Source organism: Bacillus sp. 5w2 (genome assembly GCF_054353775.1).
This window is the reverse complement of sequence record NZ_JBTIWT010000001.1, coordinates 59,641-80,388: the sequence shown is the minus strand read 5'-3', so window position 1 is coordinate 80,388 and position 20,748 is coordinate 59,641. Positions and strand designations below refer to the sequence as shown.

The window sequence follows — 20,748 nt, the reverse complement described above, 5'->3', positions numbered from 1 at the left end:
GTGTAACTTGAACAAAATTTTAGAAGTTAAACAATTAAACAAAAAATATTCCATAGATGGAAATGCAACTTATCATGTGCTAAAAAATATAGATTTAGAGATTTATGAGGGAGAGTTTGTATCGGTCATGGGGCCTTCGGGTTCTGGGAAATCGACGTTACTATATACGATTAGTGGAATGGATCAAATATCATCAGGAAGTGTGAAAGTTGATAGGAAAGAAATATCATGTATGAAAGAAGAAGCGTTAGCCGCATTGCGCCTTACTGAAATAGGATTTATTTTTCAGCAGAGCAATCTTCTTAGAAATTTGAATTTATTTGATAATATTATTTTGTCCGCTTATTTAGCGAAACGTGAGAGTAAGAAAATAGTAAATAAGCGTGCTCTGGAGCTAATGGAGAAAATGGAGATAAGTGATATAGCGTCTCATTATATAACCGAAGCATCTGGAGGCCAATTACAAAGGGTCTCTATATGTAGAGCACTCATCAATAATCCGAATATTATTTTTGCAGATGAGCCAACTGGTGCTCTAAATTTAAAATCAACAGAAGAAGTAATGCAAATATTATTAAATATTAACCGTGATGGGACTACAGTTATGTTAGTGACTCATGATGTAAAGGTAGCAGCGAAAACAGAAAGAGTTCTTTTTATGGTGGACGGAGAAATTGTTAGTGAAATACAGTTAGGTAAGCTTAGGAACGATGATTTAAAAGCACGAGAAGAGAAGTTGTTAAAATGGTTAACTGTACTTGGATTTTAAAGATAAAAACTCCTATTGAATGTAGGGGTTTTTCTTTGTCTGAAAGTTCAAAAAGATATATAATAATTTTCTGACTATTAAGTTTTGGAGGGATACAAATGAAAAATGAAACGTTGCACACACAAGAAGATATTATTAAAATGCTTGATTCATTATTAAGACCGGCAGAACCATTTTGGAATGAATTTTATGCGAATAGAGAAAAAGATGTTCCGTTTTTTGAAAATGTTCCAGATGAAAACTTAGTTTCATATATACAAAAAAAGTGGGTTTCAAAAGGAAAAGTACTAGAACTTGGATGTGGTCCGGGTAGAAACGCAATTTATCTAGCAAATGAAGGATTTGATGTAACAGCAGTGGATTTATCTATAGAAGGGATTAATTGGGCGAAAGAAAGGGCATTAGCAAAAGGGGTAAAAATTGAATTTATTTGTGATTCAATTTTTAATTTAGAGGGTCAAAATGAATTTGATTTTGTATACGATTCGGGCTGTTTACATCATATTCCACCGCATAGAAGAATAAATTATGTGAATTTAATTAAAAACTCATTAAAATCGGGTGGTTATTTTGGATTAACATGTTTTGCAGCAGGCGATTTAGATGAGCGAAATGGATCAGAAATAACGGATTGGGACGTATATAGAGGATGGAGTCTACAAGGTGGTCTTGCTTATTCGGAAGAAAAATTAAGAGAGATATTTAAGGGATTTGAAGTGATTGAAATTAGAAAGATGAAGCGAATTGAACAACCAAATACAATGTTTGGAGAATCATTTCTTTGGACAGCATTATGTAAGAAGAAATAAGAAAGTAGATAATTGACAAACTCATCGTTTTTATAGAAAATATACTTGATAGAATGTATGTTCGGTTTTGTTGGCCGATGTATATTTTTCATAAATACATAACAAGGAGCTGTCTCTATATGAGTAACACAAATCAAAAAATTACTACGTTTTTAATGTTTGAGGGAAAAGCTGAAGAAGCGATGAATTTTTACACATCACTATTTGATCAATCAGAAATTGTAAGTATCTCTCGCTACGATGAAAATGGACCTGGTAAAGAGGGAACTGTAATTCATGCAACTTTTACGCTAAATGGCCAAGAGTTTATGTGTATTGATAGTTATGTAAAGCATGAGTTTACATTCACTCCAGCTATGTCACTTTATGTAACTTGTGAAACGGAAGAAGAAATTGAAACTGTTTTTAATAAGTTAGCACAAGATGGAGCAATTCTTATGCCTTTAGGTGCCTATCCATTTAGTAAAAAATTTGGTTGGTTAAATGATAAGTATGGTGTGTCTTGGCAGTTAACGCTTGCTGAGTAAAGATTTGAAAAGAAAAGCGTAACCTATTTATAGTTACGCTTTTCATTTTAAGAATTTTGCTGGCCGAATCTTTTCCCCAGTTTAGCTAACAATTCAGGTTGATCCCCTTGGCTCATTATAACTTCAATAAAGATAAGTTGATTCTTATTAAAACTTATTTTAGTTAAGACTTCTACTAACTCTATTTCATTTTCTACTTTAAATGTTTGGCTTTTTTCTTCTGTTCCGAATATGTTTGCTAGTTTAGTGTAATCCCACATTTGTATGTCATTATACGGTTGATTTTGACCGTGAATCGCACGTTCAACAGTATATCCATTGTTATTGATTAAAAATATTATCGGTTTTAAATTTTGACGTAGTATAGTCGATAACTCTTGAACAGTTAATTGGAAAGAACCATCACCAATAATTAAAATGTTACGCCGCGATAAATTAGCGAGCTGTGTACCAAGTAGAGCAGGTAATGTATGACCGATCGATCCCCATAATGGTTGTGCTACATATGTAGTGTTGTTTGGTAAAGGGATAGCGGAACTACCAAAGAAAGGTGTTCCTTGTTCTGCAATTAAGACATCGTTTTCTTTTAAAAAATGATACATTTGTTGCCAAAATCGTTTTTGCGTAACGATTTGTTCTTTTGGAATGAACTCTTCGGTAAATAAAGATGATTCAGAAATAAAAGGCTTAATTTCAAGAACTTCCTCGCTGCGATGTTCTATTGAATCACTCAAATGCTGCAAAACATCCTGCATTATAACTGGTCCGTATTTTTTATCAATAATTTTCACAGTAAAGGGATGGATTTCTATCACTTGCTCTTTCATAAAACCTTGTGTAAAGCCGCCGGTAATAGTATCAGTTAATTTCACACCAACACTAATAATACAGTCAGATTCATCAATTCTTTTTCGTAAGTATGGAGAACTAACATCACCAGTATAAATCCCTATAAATTGTGGGTGTTTTTCAGGAAATATTCCTTTACCCATACTTAACGTTGCGATAGGAAACCCAGTTTTTTCTACGAATTGAAGTAAATATTCTTCCGCATGAAAACGATTCACTTCAAAATCAGCTAAAATAACAGGTTTTTTGGCACTGTTTATTTTTGAAGTTGCATGTAGAAGCATTTTATCCAGCACTTCTTTATTACTTAAAATCGGTTTATGTAAAATTGGTTCTGTAGGTTTATTAATTGGCTTATTATACACATCAATTGGCAAATTAATATGAACAGGACGTTTTTCATTCCAACATGCACGTAATACACGATCAATTTCCTCAGCAGCATGCTCAGCTGTTACATTTGTTTGTGCCACAGTAATTTCTCGATACATATTGGAAAAATGATCGAACTTTCCATCACCTAAGGTATGATGAACGAGTGCTCCATTTTCCATTACTTTTGTTGTTGGTGTACCTGTGATTTTTATAACTGGTACGTTTTCTGCATAGGAGCCAGCAACTCCGTTTAGGGCGCTTAATTCTCCAACGCCGAAAGTGGTAATAAGAGCTGCGATTCCGTTTATGCGAGCGTATCCATCTGCTGCATATGCAGCATTTAATTCATTACAATTGCCAATCCACTTTAGCTTTTCATGTGCTAGTACATCATCTAAAAAAGCCAAATTATAATCACCAGGGACACCGAAAATATGTTCAATTCCTAATTCGCTTAGTCGGTCTAGCAAATATGTACTTACAGTATATTGCATTTTCAAGTGAATCATCTCCTAATTGTGCAATGAATATTTCAATAGACTAAAGAAGTTCCAATGCGTTCATTAAAATATTGATTACTGGATTGTGGTATAATTTACATACAGGGGGAAAGTAGATGACACAACATAAAGAAGAACAGATGAATGAAGCATTAGCACTATTTTACTTTGCATATAAAACATTTACTGAAAAGCCAGATGAAATTATAAAAGAGTATGGCATACAAAGAGTACATCACCGAATTTTATTTTTTATCGCACGTTTTCCAGGAATAAGTGTAAATGAATTATTATCACTATTAGAGATAAGTAAACAAGCTCTTCACGGACCACTACGTCAACTTGTGGAAAAGGGTTTAATTGAGAGTAATGAAGCTACACATGACCGTCGTGTGAAACAGTTATCTTTAACAGAAAAAGGTGCCGAGTTAGAGAAAAAACTGAGCGATGTACAAAGACAACAAATGGGTGCCATTTTTTCAAAATTTGGTGAATCGTGTGAAGAAAATTGGCATCAAGTTATGAATGAGATGGCAAATAGCCGATCAGGTTTTAATGCTTGGATATCAAAACGGGAAGTTGCAATCGATCAAAAATAATACGAAATATATCTGTTTTATAGTTTGAAAAAGAACAAATTTTATCCATACATTTGGCAACTATGGATTGGTCATAGAGTGGATGGATAAAAAGATGCATTACTAGATACTTTATACGTGTACGCAATGGAACAATAAAATTCACATTTCCGAGAGGGGAATTATTATGATAAAACTTGTACTTATTCGTCACGGACAAAGTTTATGGAATCTTGAAAATCGCTTTACTGGATGGACAGATGTAGATTTATCAGAGAATGGATTAAGTGAAGCGAGAGAAGCAGGAGCAATATTAAAGAAAAACGGATATACTTTTGATGTTGCTTATACATCTGTATTAAAACGAGCAATTCGGACGTTATGGATTGTACTTCATGAGATGGATCTTGCCTGGGTCCCAGTACATAAATCTTGGAAGCTAAACGAAAGACATTATGGTGCATTGCAAGGGTTGAATAAAGATGAAACTGCTAAAAAATATGGTGAGGAGCAAGTTCATATTTGGAGAAGAAGTATTGATGTAAGACCACCTGCTCTTACTGAGGATGATCCTAGATATGAAATGAATGATCCAAGATATAAAGCACTTAAAAAAGGTGAGTTTCCATTGACAGAATGTTTAGTGGATACGGAGAAAAGAGTACTTGATTATTGGCATTCAGAAATTGCGCCATCATTAAAAAATGGTGAAAAGGTAATTATTTCATCGCATGGTAATACGATTCGTTCGCTAGTGAAATACTTAGATAACCTTTCAAGCGATGGTGTTGTTTCATTAAATATTCCAACGAGCATACCACTTGTTTATGAATTAGACGATGATTTACATCCGATTCGTCATTATTATTTAAGTATGGATGGAGAAGTACCTGAAGGGGAAATTCCAAAACATATTTCTTTTTAACATGAAAATTTGAAACGCACGCTTGTCTACATATACAATGTAGATTCATGATAAAAGACGTGGCACCTTCTAATGTATATGCGGTATAGCTAAATTTAGAAGCTTGTCCACGTCTTTTGTCATAAAAAGAGCTGCTTGTGCATGTAATGATATCGTGAGTAGTTTTTGAATGGAGGGTGATATGATTGGTGAGCTCTAACATTCGATTCGGCTTATTTATTTTAGCAATCGTTTTTCTAGTTCTTGTTTTCTTTTACTGGAGAAATGAAGAGTTGTACGAGGAGAAAAAGCAACGTATTAGAAAGACTTGGTATGGATTGTTTATCATATCTGTCACCGTGTATTTCATGATAAAAGGAATCGATTTAACCCTCTGGAAAAATCTTTTAATGTTCACTGCAATGGTTATTTTCGTTGATATCGCATTTATTTTAACACCTAATATTTCAGAAATATGGGGAGCGAAATTTAGTGATATCGGCAAGACTGTTCAATCGATAAAACGGTCATTAATTGCTTCTAAAGCAAGAGGAGAAATATACACAACAATTATTCAAAATGTCAATCCAGCAGTATTCGGTACAATGGAATGGCATTCGGAAGAAGAATATACAAAAAGTTTAAACGCATTTTTAGATTCGTATGGGGAAAAGATTGGAGCGAAAATTGTTGTATTTGAAGCTGCAAAGGAATTAAATACAAATTTTCGTGGTATTCGATCTCAATTTAGTACTATCGTTCCGTTAGAGTACATTGAGCAATTAAATGAGCAGAAAGCGGTGCAAGTAGAAAATGTCGGAATTATACCAGCAAAAATAGTGAGTGATGTTTTCATTGTTATTGATGGGAAGAAAAATAATCTGCAAGATCGGGATTTTGAAAATGTATATAATTTAACAATACATCATAGTTATTTTATTAAATAAGGACAGGATTTTCTTCTGTCCTTTTTACTTATACATAAAGGGAAAGCAAATTAAGACAAACTTGTATAAATTCGGACAATCATTCCTACACTAGTAGGTAGAGGTGATTGTAGTGATAAAAGATTATGACAATGATTTTTTTAAAGAAGATAGTGAAGATACAACAGATTTCTCTTTAATAAAAGGAGATACTTTGCAGCAAGTAGAAGAATTAGAAGAAGAATTAAAAAGAAAATGATACGTGTACACCCTGTCTGCATTTGCTATATAATATAAATAAAAGGTTGTATCTTTTTGAAAAGGGGGAGAAGAGATGGCTGAAGTAAATGTACAAAAGTCTTCATTTTTTAAAGAAAAAAAAGAAGAACCAAATACAGATTTCTCTCTTGTGAAAGGTGCATTAACGGAAAATATAAATCGTTTAGAGAAATTAATGAATAATAGTACTTCAAAATATATGAAAGCAAAAAAAACGAAAGAAAATGCATAGTGCATTTTCTTTCGTTTTTTTATAGGATTAAATATTTAACGCGAGGATTTTAAAGTATGAAATAGAAAGGGAAACTAACGAATCATGGTATAATGATAAAAGACTTACATATTATTTTGTCATTTTGAGAGGAGCTTAAAAATGTATTCTACTTTAGAACAATTAACAAAGCACCCTGTATTTTATCATTTTGCAGAAATTTCAAAGATTCCTAGAGGATCTGGTAATGAAAAGGAAATTAGTGATTATTTAGTGGGCTTTGCAAAAGAGCGTAATTTAGAAGTGATTCAAGATGAAGCGATGAATGTCATTATTAAAAAAGAAGCAACTGCTGGTTATGAAAATGTACCAGCTATTATTATTCAAGGTCATATGGATATGGTATGTGAAAAAAATCAAGCGACTGTACATGATTTTGAAAAAGATCCAATTGAATTACGAATTATTGGGGACATGTTATATGCAAATCAAACAACTTTAGGTGCTGATAATGGTATTGCAGTTGCGTATGCAATGGCTTTATTAGATTCAAAAGACATTCCACATCCAGCACTTGAAGTAGTTATAACCACTGAAGAAGAAACAACAATGGGCGGGGCTTTCGCTGTTGATTCAAATCATTTTGAAGGAAAGATCTTTATTAATATTGATTCTGAAGAAGATCATAAATTACTTGTAAGTAGCGCAGGTGGTGCGAAAGCTGTTGAAACAATTCCAGTAATTTGGGATGAAGCGCCAGCGAATATGGATGCATACCGTCTATATGTTGGTGGTCTAAAAGGCGGACATTCTGGTATGGAAATTGATAAACAACGTGGTAATGCGAACAAAGTATTAGGACGAGTATTACATGATTTATCAGTAAATATTCAATTTGGTTTAAGTGAAGTTCATGGCGGATTAAAAACGAATGCAATTCCGCGTGAAAGTGTAGCTACAATTGTATTACGTACAGAAGATGTAGAGAAAGTAGAAGAAAAACTATTATCATGGACAAGAGTATTACAAGAAGAAATGCGTGCTGTTGATCCAGATGTTCATGTTACACTTACAAAATTGGATGAGAAAGTAGAAAAAGTATTTGCTAAAGAAACACAAAAGCAGCTTATTTCATCATTATTCTTAATTCCGAACGGCATTCAAAGCATGAGCATGGATATTAAAGGTCTAGTAGAAAGCTCAACAAATTTAGGCGTTATTGAAACGTTGCAAGATGAAATTAAATTACGTAACGAAGTGAGAAGTTCTGTAAGTAGTTTAAAACAACATGTTGCAGATGAAATTAAATGTATTGCCGAATTAGTTGGTGCAACATTTGAAATAGAGTCAGAGTATCCAGAATGGCCATACAATCCGAATTCACAAATTCGTAATTTGTTTGAAAAAGTGCATCAAGAAAAATACAATAAAGATGTTGAAATCTTTGCTGTACATGCAGGAATTGAATGTAGTGTATTCGTTCAAAAGATGCCTGAATTAGATGCAATTTCATTCGGGCCAGATATATTCAATGTTCACACTCCAGATGAACATATTAGTATTTCTTCTGTTGTGAATAACTGGGGATTCTTTGTTGATGTAATGAAGGGGACAAAAGAATTAGCTAAATAATTTTGATGAAAGAACAGTAGCCTATAAAACTTTATAGGCTACTTTTTTGTATAGAGTTTTATTAGAAATTCATTTTTACGTTAGCATTTAATTTTTGCTTTTATTTCTAGAGGAGATTGTACCAAAGATTGCTCCAGATATTGCTCCGATTAAAGTCATAAAAATAGCACTCCATGCTGCAAATGACATTATTACACCTCCACATAATAAATTATTGTTTCTTAGCCTTTTGAATAGAAATGATAATTGCAACAACTATTAAGAAAATAAGAGGAGACCAAGAATAGAAAGACATGTAATATTCTCCTTTCAATATTAATTTTATAAATTAGTATAAATAAATTATCCCATTTTTAAAGAGTAAACATATAAAATATGCAATATTGCATATTGAATTGTAAAACTTATAGAAGTGGAAACAGTTATTGAATAAAAATGCTAATTTATAAAGAAAGTAAGAATTTTTTTAAACCTTAAAAAGGGCAAACAATCAAAAAGCTCCTCTATCTTATATAAGGTAGAGAAGCTTTTAAAATGATTTTTGTCTAATAAAAATGTATCCAATATTTTTTTACTGATGAGATAAATGTAAATTATTTTGAGATTTTAAAGCTGCCTCCATAATAATAATTTTCTCCAAGTTTCATAACGGCTACATATGTTCCTGGATTATAAACCTTAGTAATAGGTGTTACAAATCTACCATAATTATGTTTTAAACCTGAGTCATAAATGGTTTTATATCTATGCAAGTTTATTTCATTATTTTCATTTTCACTCAATTGATATATTTTTACAATACCAGTATCCTTACCACCAGTATATATAGTAACATCGAATGTATCTCCATGCTTTAACTCACCAACTGCTAACTCTTCTATAAAATCTGCATTATGATGTAATAAAAAATAGCTTTGCCACCGCCAATTATCTAAAATTCGTGATTCTTTTTGTGTAAGTTGCGATTCAGCAGACACAGGTGTGATTGTACTAATTGTATTTGAAAATAAAAATCCTCCAACAGTCAATGCACCAATAATTGTTGATTGCCTTAAAAGTTTCATGTTCTAAACCTCCTATTTACTTAAGGATTCAGAAATCGTTTTTGTGAAAAACTAGCTGTGAAATCTAATGGATGATAATATCTTCTATAATCATATTAACATTTATTGATTTATCAGACAAATTAATAAATAATAAAACTATATCGAGGGAGTGAAGGCTAATATAAGAAAGAAGTTAGATGTATAGCTAAGAAATCTTTATTATATGTAATTGGGATTTGTTATTTGAAAACTCGATTGTTTTAATGCTGAAATTTCAATTCATAATTCAAGTTTCAGTACATAATTTTACAATTTGACTTATATAATTTATCACGATATGATTCCTTTATAATAAAAGAAAGGCTTGAAGATAATGATTCGTCGTTTGAGAAAGCTAAAAAATGTAGCAGTCGTAGTAAGCTTCTAAGTAAATAGCAAAATATATAATACTTAGAAGCGAGGAATAAAGTTATGAAGCATCCATTATTTAATCATTGGTCAGAAACAAAGTATTTAAAAGATATAGTAACAAATCCACTCATTGAGGTAGGAGAGTACTCCTATTATTCAGGTTATTATGGTCATCAAAATTTTGAAGATGGCTGTGTAAGGTATTTGTGGGGGGATGCTAAGTCCCGAGCGCTGTTCAATCCAATTGAACAGATGGGATGGCATCTTGATAAACTCATTATTGGGAACTATGTTTGTATTGCGAGTGGAGTAGTCATTTTAATGGGTGGTAATCATAATCATCACTCAGAATGGATTACAGTATATCCATTCGCTGAGCAAATTGAGCATTCATATGAACCGAAGGGCGATACAGTCATTAAAAGTGATGCTTGGATTGGAATGAATGCTATTATTCTGCCTGGCGTTATAATCGGTGAAGGTGCAATCGTTGCAGCGGGATCTGTCGTAAGTAAAGATGTTCCGCCGTATACAATAGTTGGTGGAAATCCTGCTAAGGAAATAAAGAAACGATTCACTGATACAGAAATGAAAATGCTAATGGATATGCGTTGGTTTGATTGGGATAGAGAATTAGTTGAGAAGGCAATGCCGCTTTTATCTAGTTCATCTATTGAATTATTATATGATTTTTATAACAAGGAAGTAAAAAATAGATAGATCTGTGAGGGAAACTACATTCTATATAGGATGTAGTTTTTTATTATAAAAAATTAATAGTCTAGACTAAGGAAAATTCATCTCTGGTATGAGTATAGTAAATAGCTGAATTCAATAATTAAAATCCTTGATAGCTAATAAAACCAGTGTGTCTCGATATTTAATCGGGATACACTGGTTTTATTTTTTGTAAATGTGGAACAAACGCATTATTTAGATTGTCTATTCATTGTAATCCTAAAAAATATGAAAGTACGGATCATTTTGAAAAATACAAAGGTATGAAAAATAGGGATGCGTGTAGGAATACAAAGTATCAGTGCGCCTAAAAGTATGAGATGGTCTATATGAAAGCGATCCTAACGTCTTATATGTATATAGAATTTGATAAAACTATCTATTTTTATAGGAATTATGCTAGAATAACGGTTTTTTTGAGTACAAAGATATTGGAGGTAAGAGAATTGAAAGGTATGTTTTACAAAAAATTCATTGTAATAGTAACAGTGCTTACACTATTTTGTAGCATAGTTGTTACATCTGGGAGCGCATCAGCGGAAACAGTTCCTGTTTTAGACGTAGAAGCTGGATCAGCAATTTTAGTAGAAGTAAATTCCGGAAAAATTTTATATGAAAAAAATGCGGATGAATCACTAGCAATTGCTAGTATGACAAAAATGATGAGTGAATACTTAGTTCATGAAGCGGTGGATAAAGGAAAACTTAAATGGGATCAAAAAGTTAAAATCTCTGAATATGCATATAAGATTTCACAAGATCGCTCATTATCAAACGTTCCATTAGAAAATGGTGGCTCTTATACAGTAAAAGAGTTATATGAGGCAATGGCAATTTACTCTGCAAATGGTGCAACAATTGCTTTAGTTGAAGAAATTGCTGGAAAAGAAGCCGATTTCGTGAAAATGATGAATGATAAGTCAAAAGAGTTTGGAATGAAAAATTATAAATTTGTAAACTCTACTGGCTTAACAAACTATGATTTAAAAGGGCATCATCCAGAAGGGACAACTCCAGACGAGAAAAATAAAATGTCCGCAAGAGATTGTGCGATTTTAGCACAACGTCTCGTTCGAGATTTTCCAAAAATGTTAGATACAGCAAAAATCCCCAAAAAAACATTCCAAAAGGGTGGCAAGTATCCAATTGATATGGTGAATTTTAACATGATGTTAAAAGGTTTAATTAAGCAATACGAAGGTGTAGATGGGTTGAAAACAGGAACTACTCCAGAAGCCGGTGATTGCTTCACTGGTACAGTAGAAAGAAACGGTATGCGTCTAATCTCTGTAGTAATAAAAGCAAACTCTCATACAGCACGTTTTGATGAAACAAAGAAATTATATGATTATGGATTTGCGAATTTTGAAGTGAAGAATATCTACGGAAAAGATTCAGTAGTAAAAGGGCATGAAACTTTGCGAGTTGCAAATGCGAAAGACAAAGATGTAGTAGTTCAAACGAAGCAAGCTGTTTCACTTCCAATGCCAAAGGGCAATAAAGATGTTTATAAAAAAGAATTTAAAGTATCGAATAAAGAACAAGAAGCTCCTATTAAAAAAGGTGTAACAATAAGTAAAATGATTATCTCGCCTAAAGATAATACAGATCCTGGGTTCTTATCAGGTAAATCATTACAAATAGACCTTGTAACAAAATCTGATGTAGAACAAGCAAATTGGTTTACACGATTTATGCGTAAAATCGGATCTTTCTTTAATGGTATGTGGGATAGTGCGGTTGATATAGTAAAAAGCTAACATACATTTGTTTCCATAAATTAAAAAACGCTATTCTTTTTGTAGAAATATACAGAAAGGATGGCGTTTTTTATGAATCTTTCGATTTAAAGGGTTCAGGTGCAAGGTTAGTTTCATAAAGTTACATGATGAAAAACCACCCACTATTCCATCAAATGACAAAAAAAATTAATATCCGGTACGTATTTCTGTAATTAGATTTTATAAAAATTTAATAAAATCTTTTCTTTGTATTAAATATTTTGTTTTAAATTATGTATATAAAGAAATGGAGGTCAAATTAACTTTGTACTGCTTATATTAGGAATTTAAAGAAACAATATGTACAATTCTCCCACTACATTTGTATAGTGGCCTTTATGAACAGCAAAATCTACAATTTACAAGGAGAACATTTTATGAGTAAGAGAATAAAAGAATTAGATTCCATACGAGGGTTAGCAGCACTTACCGTGGTATTTGGACATTTTTGTTTAATGCTACCATCGTTGCCTAATTCTATTAAATTTTCCCCGCTTAGGATTTTATGGGCGGGTGGAGAAGCTGTAATCGTTTTTTATGTACTCAGTGGTTTTGTGTTATCTATGGCACTTTACCATTCAAAAACAAATTATTGGGGATATTTAATTAAGAGATTTGTAAGAATCTATATCCCTTATTATTTTTGGATAATCATTACCTTTGCTTTATTTATTTTATTTTCACCGTATGAAGTGGTAGGACTACGGGATTGGTTCTATGATAGGTGGCAAGGTTCTATAACAAAATTAGATATTATAAACCATTTTGTGCTTCTTAATAACTTTTTTACGGAAAATTATAATCCAGTTATCTGGTCATTGGCTCAAGAAATGCGTATATCTATTGTGTTTCCTTTCTTATTCCTCCTTTTTTATAAACAGAGTTGGAAGAAAACGATACTATTTGCTTTGAGCTTTTCTTTCATTAGTGTTTTTCTTAATATGTTGCATATTGGGAAAGCTGAGGGGTTTTATAATGGTTATGCTGATACACTGCATTTTACATCTATGTTTATGGTTGGGATGTTACTTTTTAAACATCAGGAAAAACTTATCTACTCATATAGGAATATGAAAAAAATTAATAAAGGATTTCTTATTGCACTAGGGGTTATTTTATATTTATATTCCATTTTAATTTATGGTATTTCCCGTAATGATACTACTTTCTTATTAAAAGATTGGGGTGTCGTAATGGGTGTTAGTATATTTATTATAATGGCCATGAGTAACCTAAAAGTAAAAGCATTTTTAAATAAGAGTGTGTTTGTATATTTAGGAGAAATTTCATACAGTATCTATTTGTGTCATTTTCCAATCATGATGGTACTATTTAAACTTTTGTATACAAAGATATCTATCTTATTCCTTCTTACTTTGTGCATTACAATGACACTCCTTTTTTCTATAGTTTCGTATCATTTAATCGAAAAGAAATGTATCAACTGGGCAAAACAAAGAACAACAAATTTTTTGAAAAAAGTATAATACCTAGAGGGATTTTATTTCGTTTACTAAATGTAAACATACTAAAATGGAATGTAATTGAAATCGAAAAACACTTAGAAATAACAAATACGTTGTAAGCTATTGTATAGTATAGATATGGATAATAATAAAGGGGGACTACATATGTGGAAGCGATTTGTATCGATTGGTGATAGTTTTACAGAGGGGATAGGGGATGAAGTTGAGGGAATAGCATTAAAAAGCTGGGTAGATCATTTTGTTCAACTCTGTGTAAACGATATAGAATATGTTAATTTTGCAAAGCGTGGGTTAGTAACTAAAGAAATTCGCTCACAGCAATTGGAAAAGGCATTAACGTTTAATCCAGATTTGGTTAGTCTAATTGCAGGTGCAAACGATGTATTAAAAGGACGTTGGGATCATCAAGCATATAAGAACGAAATGGAATTTATGATAGATACATTAAGTAAAACAGATGCTGATATTATTATAGCAAACCTTCCCGATTTTACAGTTAGGCTTCCTTTTGCTTCTGAAAAAAAACAAGTAATAAAAGAACAATTATTAGAGGCAAATGAAGTTATACATTCACTGAGCAGAGAGTATAAGCTTCATCATGTTGATTTTTGGAATCATCATTTAGTTAATGACAATACGCTTTGGTCTAAGGATTTAATTCATCCAAACTCAAAAGGATATGTAAAAGTTGCTGAATTGATTTTTAGTAGTTTGCCTGTACATGACTCTTTTAAATAAGCTTTAGAATGAACAAGCCCCCTGTCGCATACAGTGCAGGGGTTTTGATGCGAAATAGAAGGATATAAGCGCCTATAAATTATACTTTCTGTTTATACTTATTTGTTTTCTGTTGTAGGCCCCTTAGTATAAGGGGTCTTTTTTGTTTCAAATATCTACAAAAAAGATAAGAGCGGAGAACTCAAACTAAAAGGTATTTTAAATAAAATTGTTAAAACAGCACTAATAATGACACCGATTGCTAAATAGATTTGCTTTTTTATTTGTAAGAATTTTAAAATCTTCCCCTTCGAATGCAACTGAACCATAAATTAATTTCTTTTGTAAATATGGAACAATCTCATTACTTACACTGTCAATTAAGCGTTACAACATTTTTTATTTAATATAGCAAGAAAGGAATAAATATTTTTAACTAAGGGAGAAGATTGAATTGAAAAAATTATGGATGTTGGTTTTCTTTTGTTTTGCAGTTATGTTGGTAGGATGTAATAAAAACGAACCGCCAAAACAAACATTTGAAGAATATATCAATTTATGGAATGATAAAAAATTTGCAAATATGTATGATTATTTATCAGATCATGCAAAAAAAACGATTTCTAAAAAAGAATTTACAGAAAAATATCAAAAAATCTATGAAGGTATTGGCGTTAAGAATTTAAAAGTTAAAACGAAAGGAGAGAATGCTAAAGATAAAGAACTTTTTCTTTTTGAAGTTAAGATGGATACGGATGGAGGAACAGCTTCATTTATCCATGAAGCAAAACTTGTGAAAGAAAAAGAATCTTGGAAAATAGATTGGACACCAGATTTCATTTTTCCAGGTATGAAAAAAGATTACAAGGTACGTATGCAAACAGAACAAGGAAAACGTGGAGAAATATACGATCGAAATGGGAAAGGTCTAGCAACGAATGGTAAAGCGACTGAGGTTGGAATTATTCCGGAGAAACTAGGCGAAACGGCAGCACAAACAAAAGAAATAGTAGCACAGTTACTGGATATGTCTACAGAAGAGGTCGATCAGAAGCTTTCAGCGAAATGGATAAAACCAGACTCCTTTGTACCAATTGGTATATTAAAAGAGGGAACTAGACAGAATGATTATATTGAATTAGAAGGAGTTTCATCTCGTCCAGTAAATATTCGTACGTATCCATTAGGAGAAGCAGCGGCACACTTAACAGGATATATAGGAAAGGTGAATGCAGAGGAGTTAAAATCGCTTCAAAAAAAAGGTTATCATGCAGATGATTTAGTGGGTAAGACCGGTTTAGAGAAAGTATTAGAGAATAAATTACGTGGTGAAAAGGGTGGACGCGTATTTATGGAAGATGAGAACGGGAAAGAGATTAAAAACATAGCAAAAAAAGAAGCAAAAGCTGGGGAAAATGTTACGTTAACAATTGATGCTGCAATTCAAGAAAAAATCTTTAATGAGATGAAAAATGAAGCAGGATCTAGTGCAGCGGTCAATCCGAAAACGGGTGAAACAATTGCACTTGTAAGTAGCCCTGCTTATAATCCAAATATAATAGTTAGAGGAGCATCAAAAGCCCAACGAGAAGCATGGAATAACGACTCGAAACTACCAATGATGAATCGTTTCACACAAGCATTTGTACCAGGTTCCGTATTTAAAACGATTACAGGTGCAATTGGTTTGGAAACAAACACAATAAATCCAAAGGAAGAATTTAAAATTCAAGGATTAAAGTGGACAAAAGATTCATCTTGGGGAAATTATTATGTAACACGTGTGAAGGATGCAAGTCCAATTGATTTTGACAAGGCAATGAAGTACTCTGATAATATTTATTTTGCTCAACAAGCTTTGAAAATGGGAAAAGATCAGTATGTAAACGAATTTAAGAAATACGGATTTCATGAAAAATTACCAATTGAATATGAATTTCCTATTTCAATCATTGCAAGAGACGGGATAAAAAATGATATTCAACTAGCAGACACGGGATACGGACAAGGACAAGTATTAATGACACCACTTCATTTAGCATTAACATATGCACCGATTGTGAATGAAGGGAATATTCCGTCGCCTCATCTTTTAAAAGAAGCAAAAGTAGCGGGGAATTGGAAAGAAAATGTGGTTTCTAAAAAGAATCAAGAGATATTAAAGAGTGCCTTAATAAAAGTCATTAATGACCCTGATGGTGCGGGTAGAATTGCTAAGGTTGATGGTGTAACTCTTGCTGGTAAAACAGGTACAGCAGAATTGAAAGAATCGAAAGAGGCAGACGGAAAAGAACTTGGATGGTTTGCGGCTTTTGATGCAAATGAGCCAGACATGATTGTAACCATGATGATTGAAGATGTAAAAGGAAGAGGGGGGAGTAACGTTCCAGGCGAAAAAGTAAAACACGTTTTTCAGAAATAATACGTAACTATAAGGTGAAATCTTTTACTACATTCATTGTTTGCTTAACACGAAGGTATAAATTGAGCAAAACAAAGAGCAATTAAGTTTTAAAAAAGCATTCTCCTTAATCGAGAATGCTTTTTTGTTGTGGCTGAATAAAGTTGATACCTCATCTTTATTTTCATTTTTGAAAAGTTGGTATTGCTAATAGTAAATAGAAGAGTAAAACATATTGAAAGGGACAAGTTTAAAAACTGTAACAAAACAGTTATGTAGTAAAACATAAATAGAGCACACAAATAAGTATGCTCTAAGAAAAAAGGTGGTACAAGTGAAGTGTTGCGTGAAATGCACAAATAATAATCAGATTTTTTATGAGTGTATTTTTAATATTGTATGCTTTACTTGTTTTTTAGGAGCCTGTCATGTAAGAGAATGTGTAGGTGATTATTTTATGAAAGTAATTGCACACCTTTACATTTTTAGGAGGATGTTTCTATCAAAAAAGATAAACAATGGAACAAATGAAACTTGTATCTTGTCTATATATTGAAACCATAATAAAAGTGAGGGCAGTTTTATGTTTATTCAAATAAGTTTGAGGTGTGGAAATGGAACAGACGTTTATTGAAAAGTGTAATCATGATGAGCTGGACGATATTATAAAAGACTATTGGCAAGATGTATGGAATTATTCATTTATTATTACGAAAGATCCACACTTATCAGATGATATCACGCAAGATGTATTTATAAAGGTATTTAAAAATTGGAATTCATTTCGAAAGGAGTCATCTATTAAAACGTGGATATTAAAAATTACAAGAAATACGGCAATAAACTATTTGAAATCCTCTTATTTTAAAAGGATATCTTTAATAGGATTTTTTAATGACGATAAGCAATCGCAGTCGGCAGAACAAGAATTTTTTAAGCAAGAAGAAATGAATGATGTGTGGAAGGTTGTATTAAAACTACCTAAAAAGCATCGTGAAATAATAATATTGGATGCAAAATATGAATTATCTTATGAAGAAATGGCTGAAACGTTAGGAGTTTCCATTGGAACTGTGAAATCTAGATTAAGTAGAGCAAGAAGTAAGGTTTCAAAATTAATAGGGGAGGGTAGTAGTGATGAAAAATAAAAAAAATCCTGACTGGTATAGTAAATTAAAAAACGGCCCAATGGAACAACGTAAAGATGAAAAAGAATATATTTATAAAATAAAGCAATCTATATACGAAAGTAATGAGGTAGATTCTTCAAAACAGACAAGACCATTTCGTAAAAAAGCATTGCCAATTGTAGTGGTTTTAGCTTGTACATTTTTATTTTTTATTGTTCAACAACCTTGGATTGATGATAATAAATCACCGGTACAAAGTAGTACTCAAATTAAGCCTAAAACAAAAGATGAGTCTGCTCAAGATCCATCATTAAAACAATTTATGAATGAACTATATCAAAGTACAAGTTCAAAAAATGAAAATGAGCTGTACAAAGCGCTAAATGATGAAGTTCTATTTAAAGGGAAGAGTTATAAGAAGGATGAAATGAAGTTTGATGAAGATATTTTTCATGAGTTGCAAGTCGCTCTTACAATGGGAGGAGAGTTTGCAAATGATACAAAGCAAGTATACAAAGTACCAAGTGGATTGACAGAAAGTAACCAACCAAAGCAAGCGCATTTTATATATGCAACTGTTATTGGAAATAAAACGAAAATTTTAGGTGAACCAAAGCGAGAATCGCAAGTTTTATATGAAGTATCTAATGAAATGGTCAAAGCTTGGATTCCAGAAAAAGTGCAGAATGATGGATATATAAAAATATCGACAATTAACGGTAATACTGGATATGTACAAAAAGAGTATGTATTAACTGATATTAAATATTCATTTATGTTCGAAAAGAATAATGAAGGTATATGGAAAATTATTAATATAGATTCTATATGGTAAAAGAGGAAGGTTCACTTTAATGAACCTTCCTCTTTGTTTTTATTCTCTTTTTGAAGAGTATTCCAAGACTCTAAAATTTCTGATGTAACGAGAGCAGCAATGTTTTTTTCTGAATTACTACCAGGAATAACGACAGAAACGGCAATCTGTGGATCTTTGGTAGGAGCATATGCAATGAAAAGAGAATGATTGATTACTCTTTCTTGTTCATTTGGAGAACCGGTTATACCCGTTTTACCTGCGACATCAAAGGGCAATTTTTTAATCTCCTCTATATTTTGACTCATTCCACCTTGCACGACACTCCAAAAGTTCATTGGATAACGATTTGAACTTTCTAAAATTGGTTTAAACTTTTTTGTTTCCTGACCATCTTGAGCAATAACAGCACTTACGATTTGAGGTTTATATTTATCACCTTTACTTGCCAAAGTTGCTGCATATTGAGCAAGTTGAAGAGGAGTATGCACTTCATTTCCTCCCCAAGAGGCATTTAATAAAGCGGAGATTCCATTTTCAAACTTATTAGAAGGATGGAATTCATATTGTCCGTCTTCTTCAAAGGGTAAATCAATCCCAGTTTTAGAACGAAGGCCAAATTGCTTTAAATACTCTGTCCATATATGTGCCACTTTTTCTATATTCCCATTATTTTGGTTGAATAAGGGCAAAGCTACTTTTGCTGTCATAAATGTGTTAGATGAATTAATGATAGCCTGCCTCGGTGTAATCTCACCTGTTGGCGTTCCAGGTGCATTCGTAATGTTATTTTGATTATCATACTGAAAAGTACCCTTATCTAAATAAGTATCTTCAGGTTGAAAAAGCTTTTCGTTTAATCCAATTAAAATAGTAAGTGGCTTTATAGTAGAAGCCATATTTACATAAGATTCACCATACTTTAATTTTTGAATTGCTTTATTTTGCGAAAGTGATTTTATGTTTTCTATTTTAGGTGATACATGTGTATGTAATATATTTGGATCAAAAACTGCCGAGTTGGCCATAGTTAAAATTGCGCCAGTTTTTACATCGCTCACTACAGCATAACCAGCTTTAGCATCAGGTGTTTTCTTAATTTGAGATCTTAATGCTTCCTCTGTTTTTTGCTGCAACTTAGAATCTAAAGCTAGCCGGACATCTTTTCCATTTTGTACTTTTCGGATGTTCCAAAAGAACTTTTTATTATTCATTTTAAAAATTAGAGTTTTTCCTGGTTTTCCTTTTAAATCATTTTCATATTGCAACTCGATCCCGCTTTTTCCAGCGGGCATATGCTTTGAATTAAGCTCATTTTCCACATACCCAATTACTTGTGAACCAGTTTCATGTTTAGGATAATATCGAATCAATTCATCTTTGATTATTACATTATTGGGTTTGTTTTTGTTTATGAATGCAAGTTCATTCTCAGTTATGTCAGAGTATAACGGTATATCATTCATAGTCTTATTTTTACAAGATTGTTGTAATTGCGATTTTATAGTCTCTGTAGAAATGTCATGTTGAAACTCGTTTGAAAATTGATTGAAAAAAGCTAATGTGTTTGATGTATCTTGATTCGATAAATTTTCATAATTAGAAGTGCAATAAAGAGACTTAACTTTCTTATTTGTAGCTAGTATTACACCATTTTGATCAAAAATTTTTCCTCTTTCAGCTGAAGAAGTTGCGATAGTAATTGAAATGAAGTTGATTTTTAATAAAATTAGTAAAATCAAACCTAAAATAGAAAGAACCGCAAAAAATCTCCATCTTTTTGTATGTAACATATAACCCTCCCTTATGTAGCCTATTTCATCTTATAGTTAATTATTTTTTTTGTAAATGTGGAACAACTTTA

At 32.1% G+C, this 20,748-nt stretch carries 19 protein-coding genes; 16 read left to right on the top strand and 3 right to left on the bottom strand.

Going from position 1 to position 20,748, the window contains the following annotated elements; translation table 11 throughout:
• The first annotated feature begins 7 nt into the window (after positions 1-7).
• The 3 genes from ACXY7N_RS00370 (at position 8) to ACXY7N_RS00360 (ending at position 2,105) form a co-directional block, all read left to right on the top strand.
• Positions 8-769 (top strand): ABC transporter ATP-binding protein, encoded by a 762-nt coding sequence (locus ACXY7N_RS00370; protein WP_001033650.1) that lies wholly within the window; start codon positions 8-10, stop codon positions 767-769.
• Positions 770-867: 98 nt separating this feature from the next.
• Positions 868-1,578 carry a class I SAM-dependent methyltransferase gene (locus ACXY7N_RS00365; protein WP_016087856.1) on the top strand — a complete coding sequence of 237 codons (711 nt, stop codon included), beginning with the start codon at positions 868-870 and terminating at the stop codon, positions 1,576-1,578.
• A gap of 119 nt (positions 1,579-1,697) precedes the next feature.
• Positions 1,698-2,105, top strand: coding sequence for a VOC family protein (locus ACXY7N_RS00360; RefSeq protein WP_016087855.1), 408 nt, complete (start codon positions 1,698-1,700; stop codon positions 2,103-2,105).
• Positions 2,106-2,152: 47 nt separating this feature from the next.
• Here the strand turns inward: ACXY7N_RS00360 and ACXY7N_RS00355 are convergent, their stop codons facing one another.
• Positions 2,153-3,838 carry an alpha-keto acid decarboxylase family protein gene (locus ACXY7N_RS00355; protein ID WP_082181396.1) on the bottom strand — a complete coding sequence of 562 codons (1,686 nt, stop codon included), beginning with the start codon at positions 3,836-3,838 and terminating at the stop codon, positions 2,153-2,155.
• Between the two features lie 107 nt (positions 3,839-3,945).
• Between ACXY7N_RS00355 and ACXY7N_RS00350 the strand changes: the two genes are divergently transcribed.
• From ACXY7N_RS00350 to pepD, 6 genes are all read left to right on the top strand, one after another.
• Positions 3,946-4,428, top strand: coding sequence for a MarR family winged helix-turn-helix transcriptional regulator (locus ACXY7N_RS00350; RefSeq protein ID WP_454496963.1), 483 nt, complete (start codon positions 3,946-3,948; stop codon positions 4,426-4,428).
• A 166-nt stretch (positions 4,429-4,594) separates the two neighbouring features.
• Entirely contained in the window at positions 4,595-5,332 is a 738-nt protein-coding gene (gene gpmA, locus ACXY7N_RS00345) for a 2,3-diphosphoglycerate-dependent phosphoglycerate mutase (RefSeq protein ID WP_016087852.1), read from the top strand.
• A gap of 188 nt (positions 5,333-5,520) precedes the next feature.
• Positions 5,521-6,258, top strand: a complete 738-nt coding sequence (locus ACXY7N_RS00340; protein WP_033659836.1) for a type II toxin-antitoxin system SpoIISA family toxin — start codon at positions 5,521-5,523, stop codon at positions 6,256-6,258.
• A 112-nt stretch (positions 6,259-6,370) separates the two neighbouring features.
• Positions 6,371-6,496 carry a hypothetical protein gene (locus tag ACXY7N_RS00335; RefSeq protein WP_033659699.1) on the top strand — a complete coding sequence of 42 codons (126 nt, stop codon included), beginning with the start codon at positions 6,371-6,373 and terminating at the stop codon, positions 6,494-6,496.
• Between the two features lie 75 nt (positions 6,497-6,571).
• Entirely contained in the window at positions 6,572-6,748 is a 177-nt protein-coding gene (spoIISB, locus tag ACXY7N_RS00330; protein ID WP_016087849.1) for a stage II sporulation protein SB, read from the top strand.
• A gap of 141 nt (positions 6,749-6,889) precedes the next feature.
• Positions 6,890-8,359 carry a beta-Ala-His dipeptidase gene (gene pepD / locus ACXY7N_RS00325; protein ID WP_016087848.1) on the top strand — a complete coding sequence of 490 codons (1,470 nt, stop codon included), beginning with the start codon at positions 6,890-6,892 and terminating at the stop codon, positions 8,357-8,359.
• A gap of 593 nt (positions 8,360-8,952) precedes the next feature.
• Here the strand turns inward: pepD and ACXY7N_RS00320 are convergent.
• Complete coding sequence (locus ACXY7N_RS00320; protein ID WP_016087846.1) at positions 8,953-9,423, bottom strand: DUF5065 family protein; 471 nt, start codon at positions 9,421-9,423, stop codon at positions 8,953-8,955.
• A 453-nt stretch (positions 9,424-9,876) separates the two neighbouring features.
• Here ACXY7N_RS00320 and ACXY7N_RS00315 point away from each other — a divergent pair, with 453 nt between their 5' ends.
• The 7 genes from ACXY7N_RS00315 to ACXY7N_RS00285 all read left to right on the top strand — a co-directional run bounded on the left by ACXY7N_RS00315 (position 9,877) and on the right by ACXY7N_RS00285 (position 18,905).
• Positions 9,877-10,536: a CatB-related O-acetyltransferase gene (locus tag ACXY7N_RS00315; RefSeq protein WP_088084185.1), complete on the top strand. Its 660-nt coding sequence runs from the start codon at positions 9,877-9,879 to the stop codon at positions 10,534-10,536.
• A gap of 464 nt (positions 10,537-11,000) precedes the next feature.
• On the top strand, positions 11,001-12,314 hold the full coding sequence (locus tag ACXY7N_RS00310) for a D-alanyl-D-alanine carboxypeptidase family protein (RefSeq protein WP_088084184.1): 1,314 nt from the start codon (positions 11,001-11,003) through the stop codon (positions 12,312-12,314).
• Between the two features lie 359 nt (positions 12,315-12,673).
• Positions 12,674-13,822 (top strand): acyltransferase family protein, encoded by a 1,149-nt coding sequence (locus tag ACXY7N_RS00305; protein ID WP_082181397.1) that lies wholly within the window; start codon positions 12,674-12,676, stop codon positions 13,820-13,822.
• 144 nt (positions 13,823-13,966) lie between these two features.
• Complete coding sequence (locus ACXY7N_RS00300; protein ID WP_116349086.1) at positions 13,967-14,560, top strand: SGNH/GDSL hydrolase family protein; 594 nt, start codon at positions 13,967-13,969, stop codon at positions 14,558-14,560.
• 433 nt (positions 14,561-14,993) lie between these two features.
• On the top strand, positions 14,994-16,961 hold the full coding sequence (locus tag ACXY7N_RS00295; RefSeq protein ID WP_088084182.1) for a penicillin-binding transpeptidase domain-containing protein: 1,968 nt from the start codon (positions 14,994-14,996) through the stop codon (positions 16,959-16,961).
• A gap of 593 nt (positions 16,962-17,554) precedes the next feature.
• Positions 17,555-18,088 carry an RNA polymerase sigma factor gene (locus ACXY7N_RS00290; RefSeq protein WP_016087832.1) on the top strand — a complete coding sequence of 178 codons (534 nt, stop codon included), beginning with the start codon at positions 17,555-17,557 and terminating at the stop codon, positions 18,086-18,088.
• Positions 18,078-18,905, top strand: a complete 828-nt coding sequence (locus ACXY7N_RS00285; protein ID WP_016134515.1) for a hypothetical protein — start codon at positions 18,078-18,080, stop codon at positions 18,903-18,905. The genes ACXY7N_RS00290 and ACXY7N_RS00285 overlap by 11 nt, the downstream gene beginning before the upstream one ends.
• Before the next feature lie 11 nt (positions 18,906-18,916).
• Here the strand turns inward: ACXY7N_RS00285 and ACXY7N_RS00280 are convergent, their stop codons facing one another.
• Positions 18,917-20,677: a peptidoglycan D,D-transpeptidase FtsI family protein gene (locus tag ACXY7N_RS00280; protein ID WP_016134516.1), complete on the bottom strand. Its 1,761-nt coding sequence runs from the start codon at positions 20,675-20,677 to the stop codon at positions 18,917-18,919.
• Positions 20,678-20,748 lie beyond the last annotated feature (71 nt).

Excerpts from the sequence above, each read along its gene's own strand:
- ACXY7N_RS00365 (WP_016087856.1), top strand. The coding sequence starts at position 868 with ATGAAAAATGAAACGTTGCACACACAAGAAGATATTATTAAAATGCTT.
- ACXY7N_RS00360 (WP_016087855.1), top strand. The coding sequence starts at position 1,698 with ATGAGTAACACAAATCAAAAAATTACTACGTTTTTAATGTTTGAGGGA.
- ACXY7N_RS00355 (WP_082181396.1), bottom strand. The coding sequence starts at position 3,838 with ATGATTCACTTGAAAATGCAATATACTGTAAGTACATATTTGCTAGAC.
- ACXY7N_RS00350 (WP_454496963.1), top strand. The coding sequence starts at position 3,946 with ATGACACAACATAAAGAAGAACAGATGAATGAAGCATTAGCACTATTT.
- gpmA (WP_016087852.1), top strand. The coding sequence starts at position 4,595 with ATGATAAAACTTGTACTTATTCGTCACGGACAAAGTTTATGGAATCTT.
- spoIISB (WP_016087849.1), top strand. The coding sequence starts at position 6,572 with ATGGCTGAAGTAAATGTACAAAAGTCTTCATTTTTTAAAGAAAAAAAA.
- pepD (WP_016087848.1), top strand. The coding sequence starts at position 6,890 with ATGTATTCTACTTTAGAACAATTAACAAAGCACCCTGTATTTTATCAT.
- ACXY7N_RS00320 (WP_016087846.1), bottom strand. The coding sequence starts at position 9,423 with ATGAAACTTTTAAGGCAATCAACAATTATTGGTGCATTGACTGTTGGA.
- ACXY7N_RS00315 (WP_088084185.1), top strand. The coding sequence starts at position 9,877 with ATGAAGCATCCATTATTTAATCATTGGTCAGAAACAAAGTATTTAAAA.
- ACXY7N_RS00305 (WP_082181397.1), top strand. The coding sequence starts at position 12,674 with ATGAACAGCAAAATCTACAATTTACAAGGAGAACATTTTATGAGTAAG.
- ACXY7N_RS00300 (WP_116349086.1), top strand. The coding sequence starts at position 13,967 with ATGTGGAAGCGATTTGTATCGATTGGTGATAGTTTTACAGAGGGGATA.
- ACXY7N_RS00290 (WP_016087832.1), top strand. The coding sequence starts at position 17,555 with ATGGAACAGACGTTTATTGAAAAGTGTAATCATGATGAGCTGGACGAT.
- ACXY7N_RS00285 (WP_016134515.1), top strand. The coding sequence starts at position 18,078 with ATGAAAAATAAAAAAAATCCTGACTGGTATAGTAAATTAAAAAACGGC.
- ACXY7N_RS00280 (WP_016134516.1), bottom strand. The coding sequence starts at position 20,677 with ATGTTACATACAAAAAGATGGAGATTTTTTGCGGTTCTTTCTATTTTA.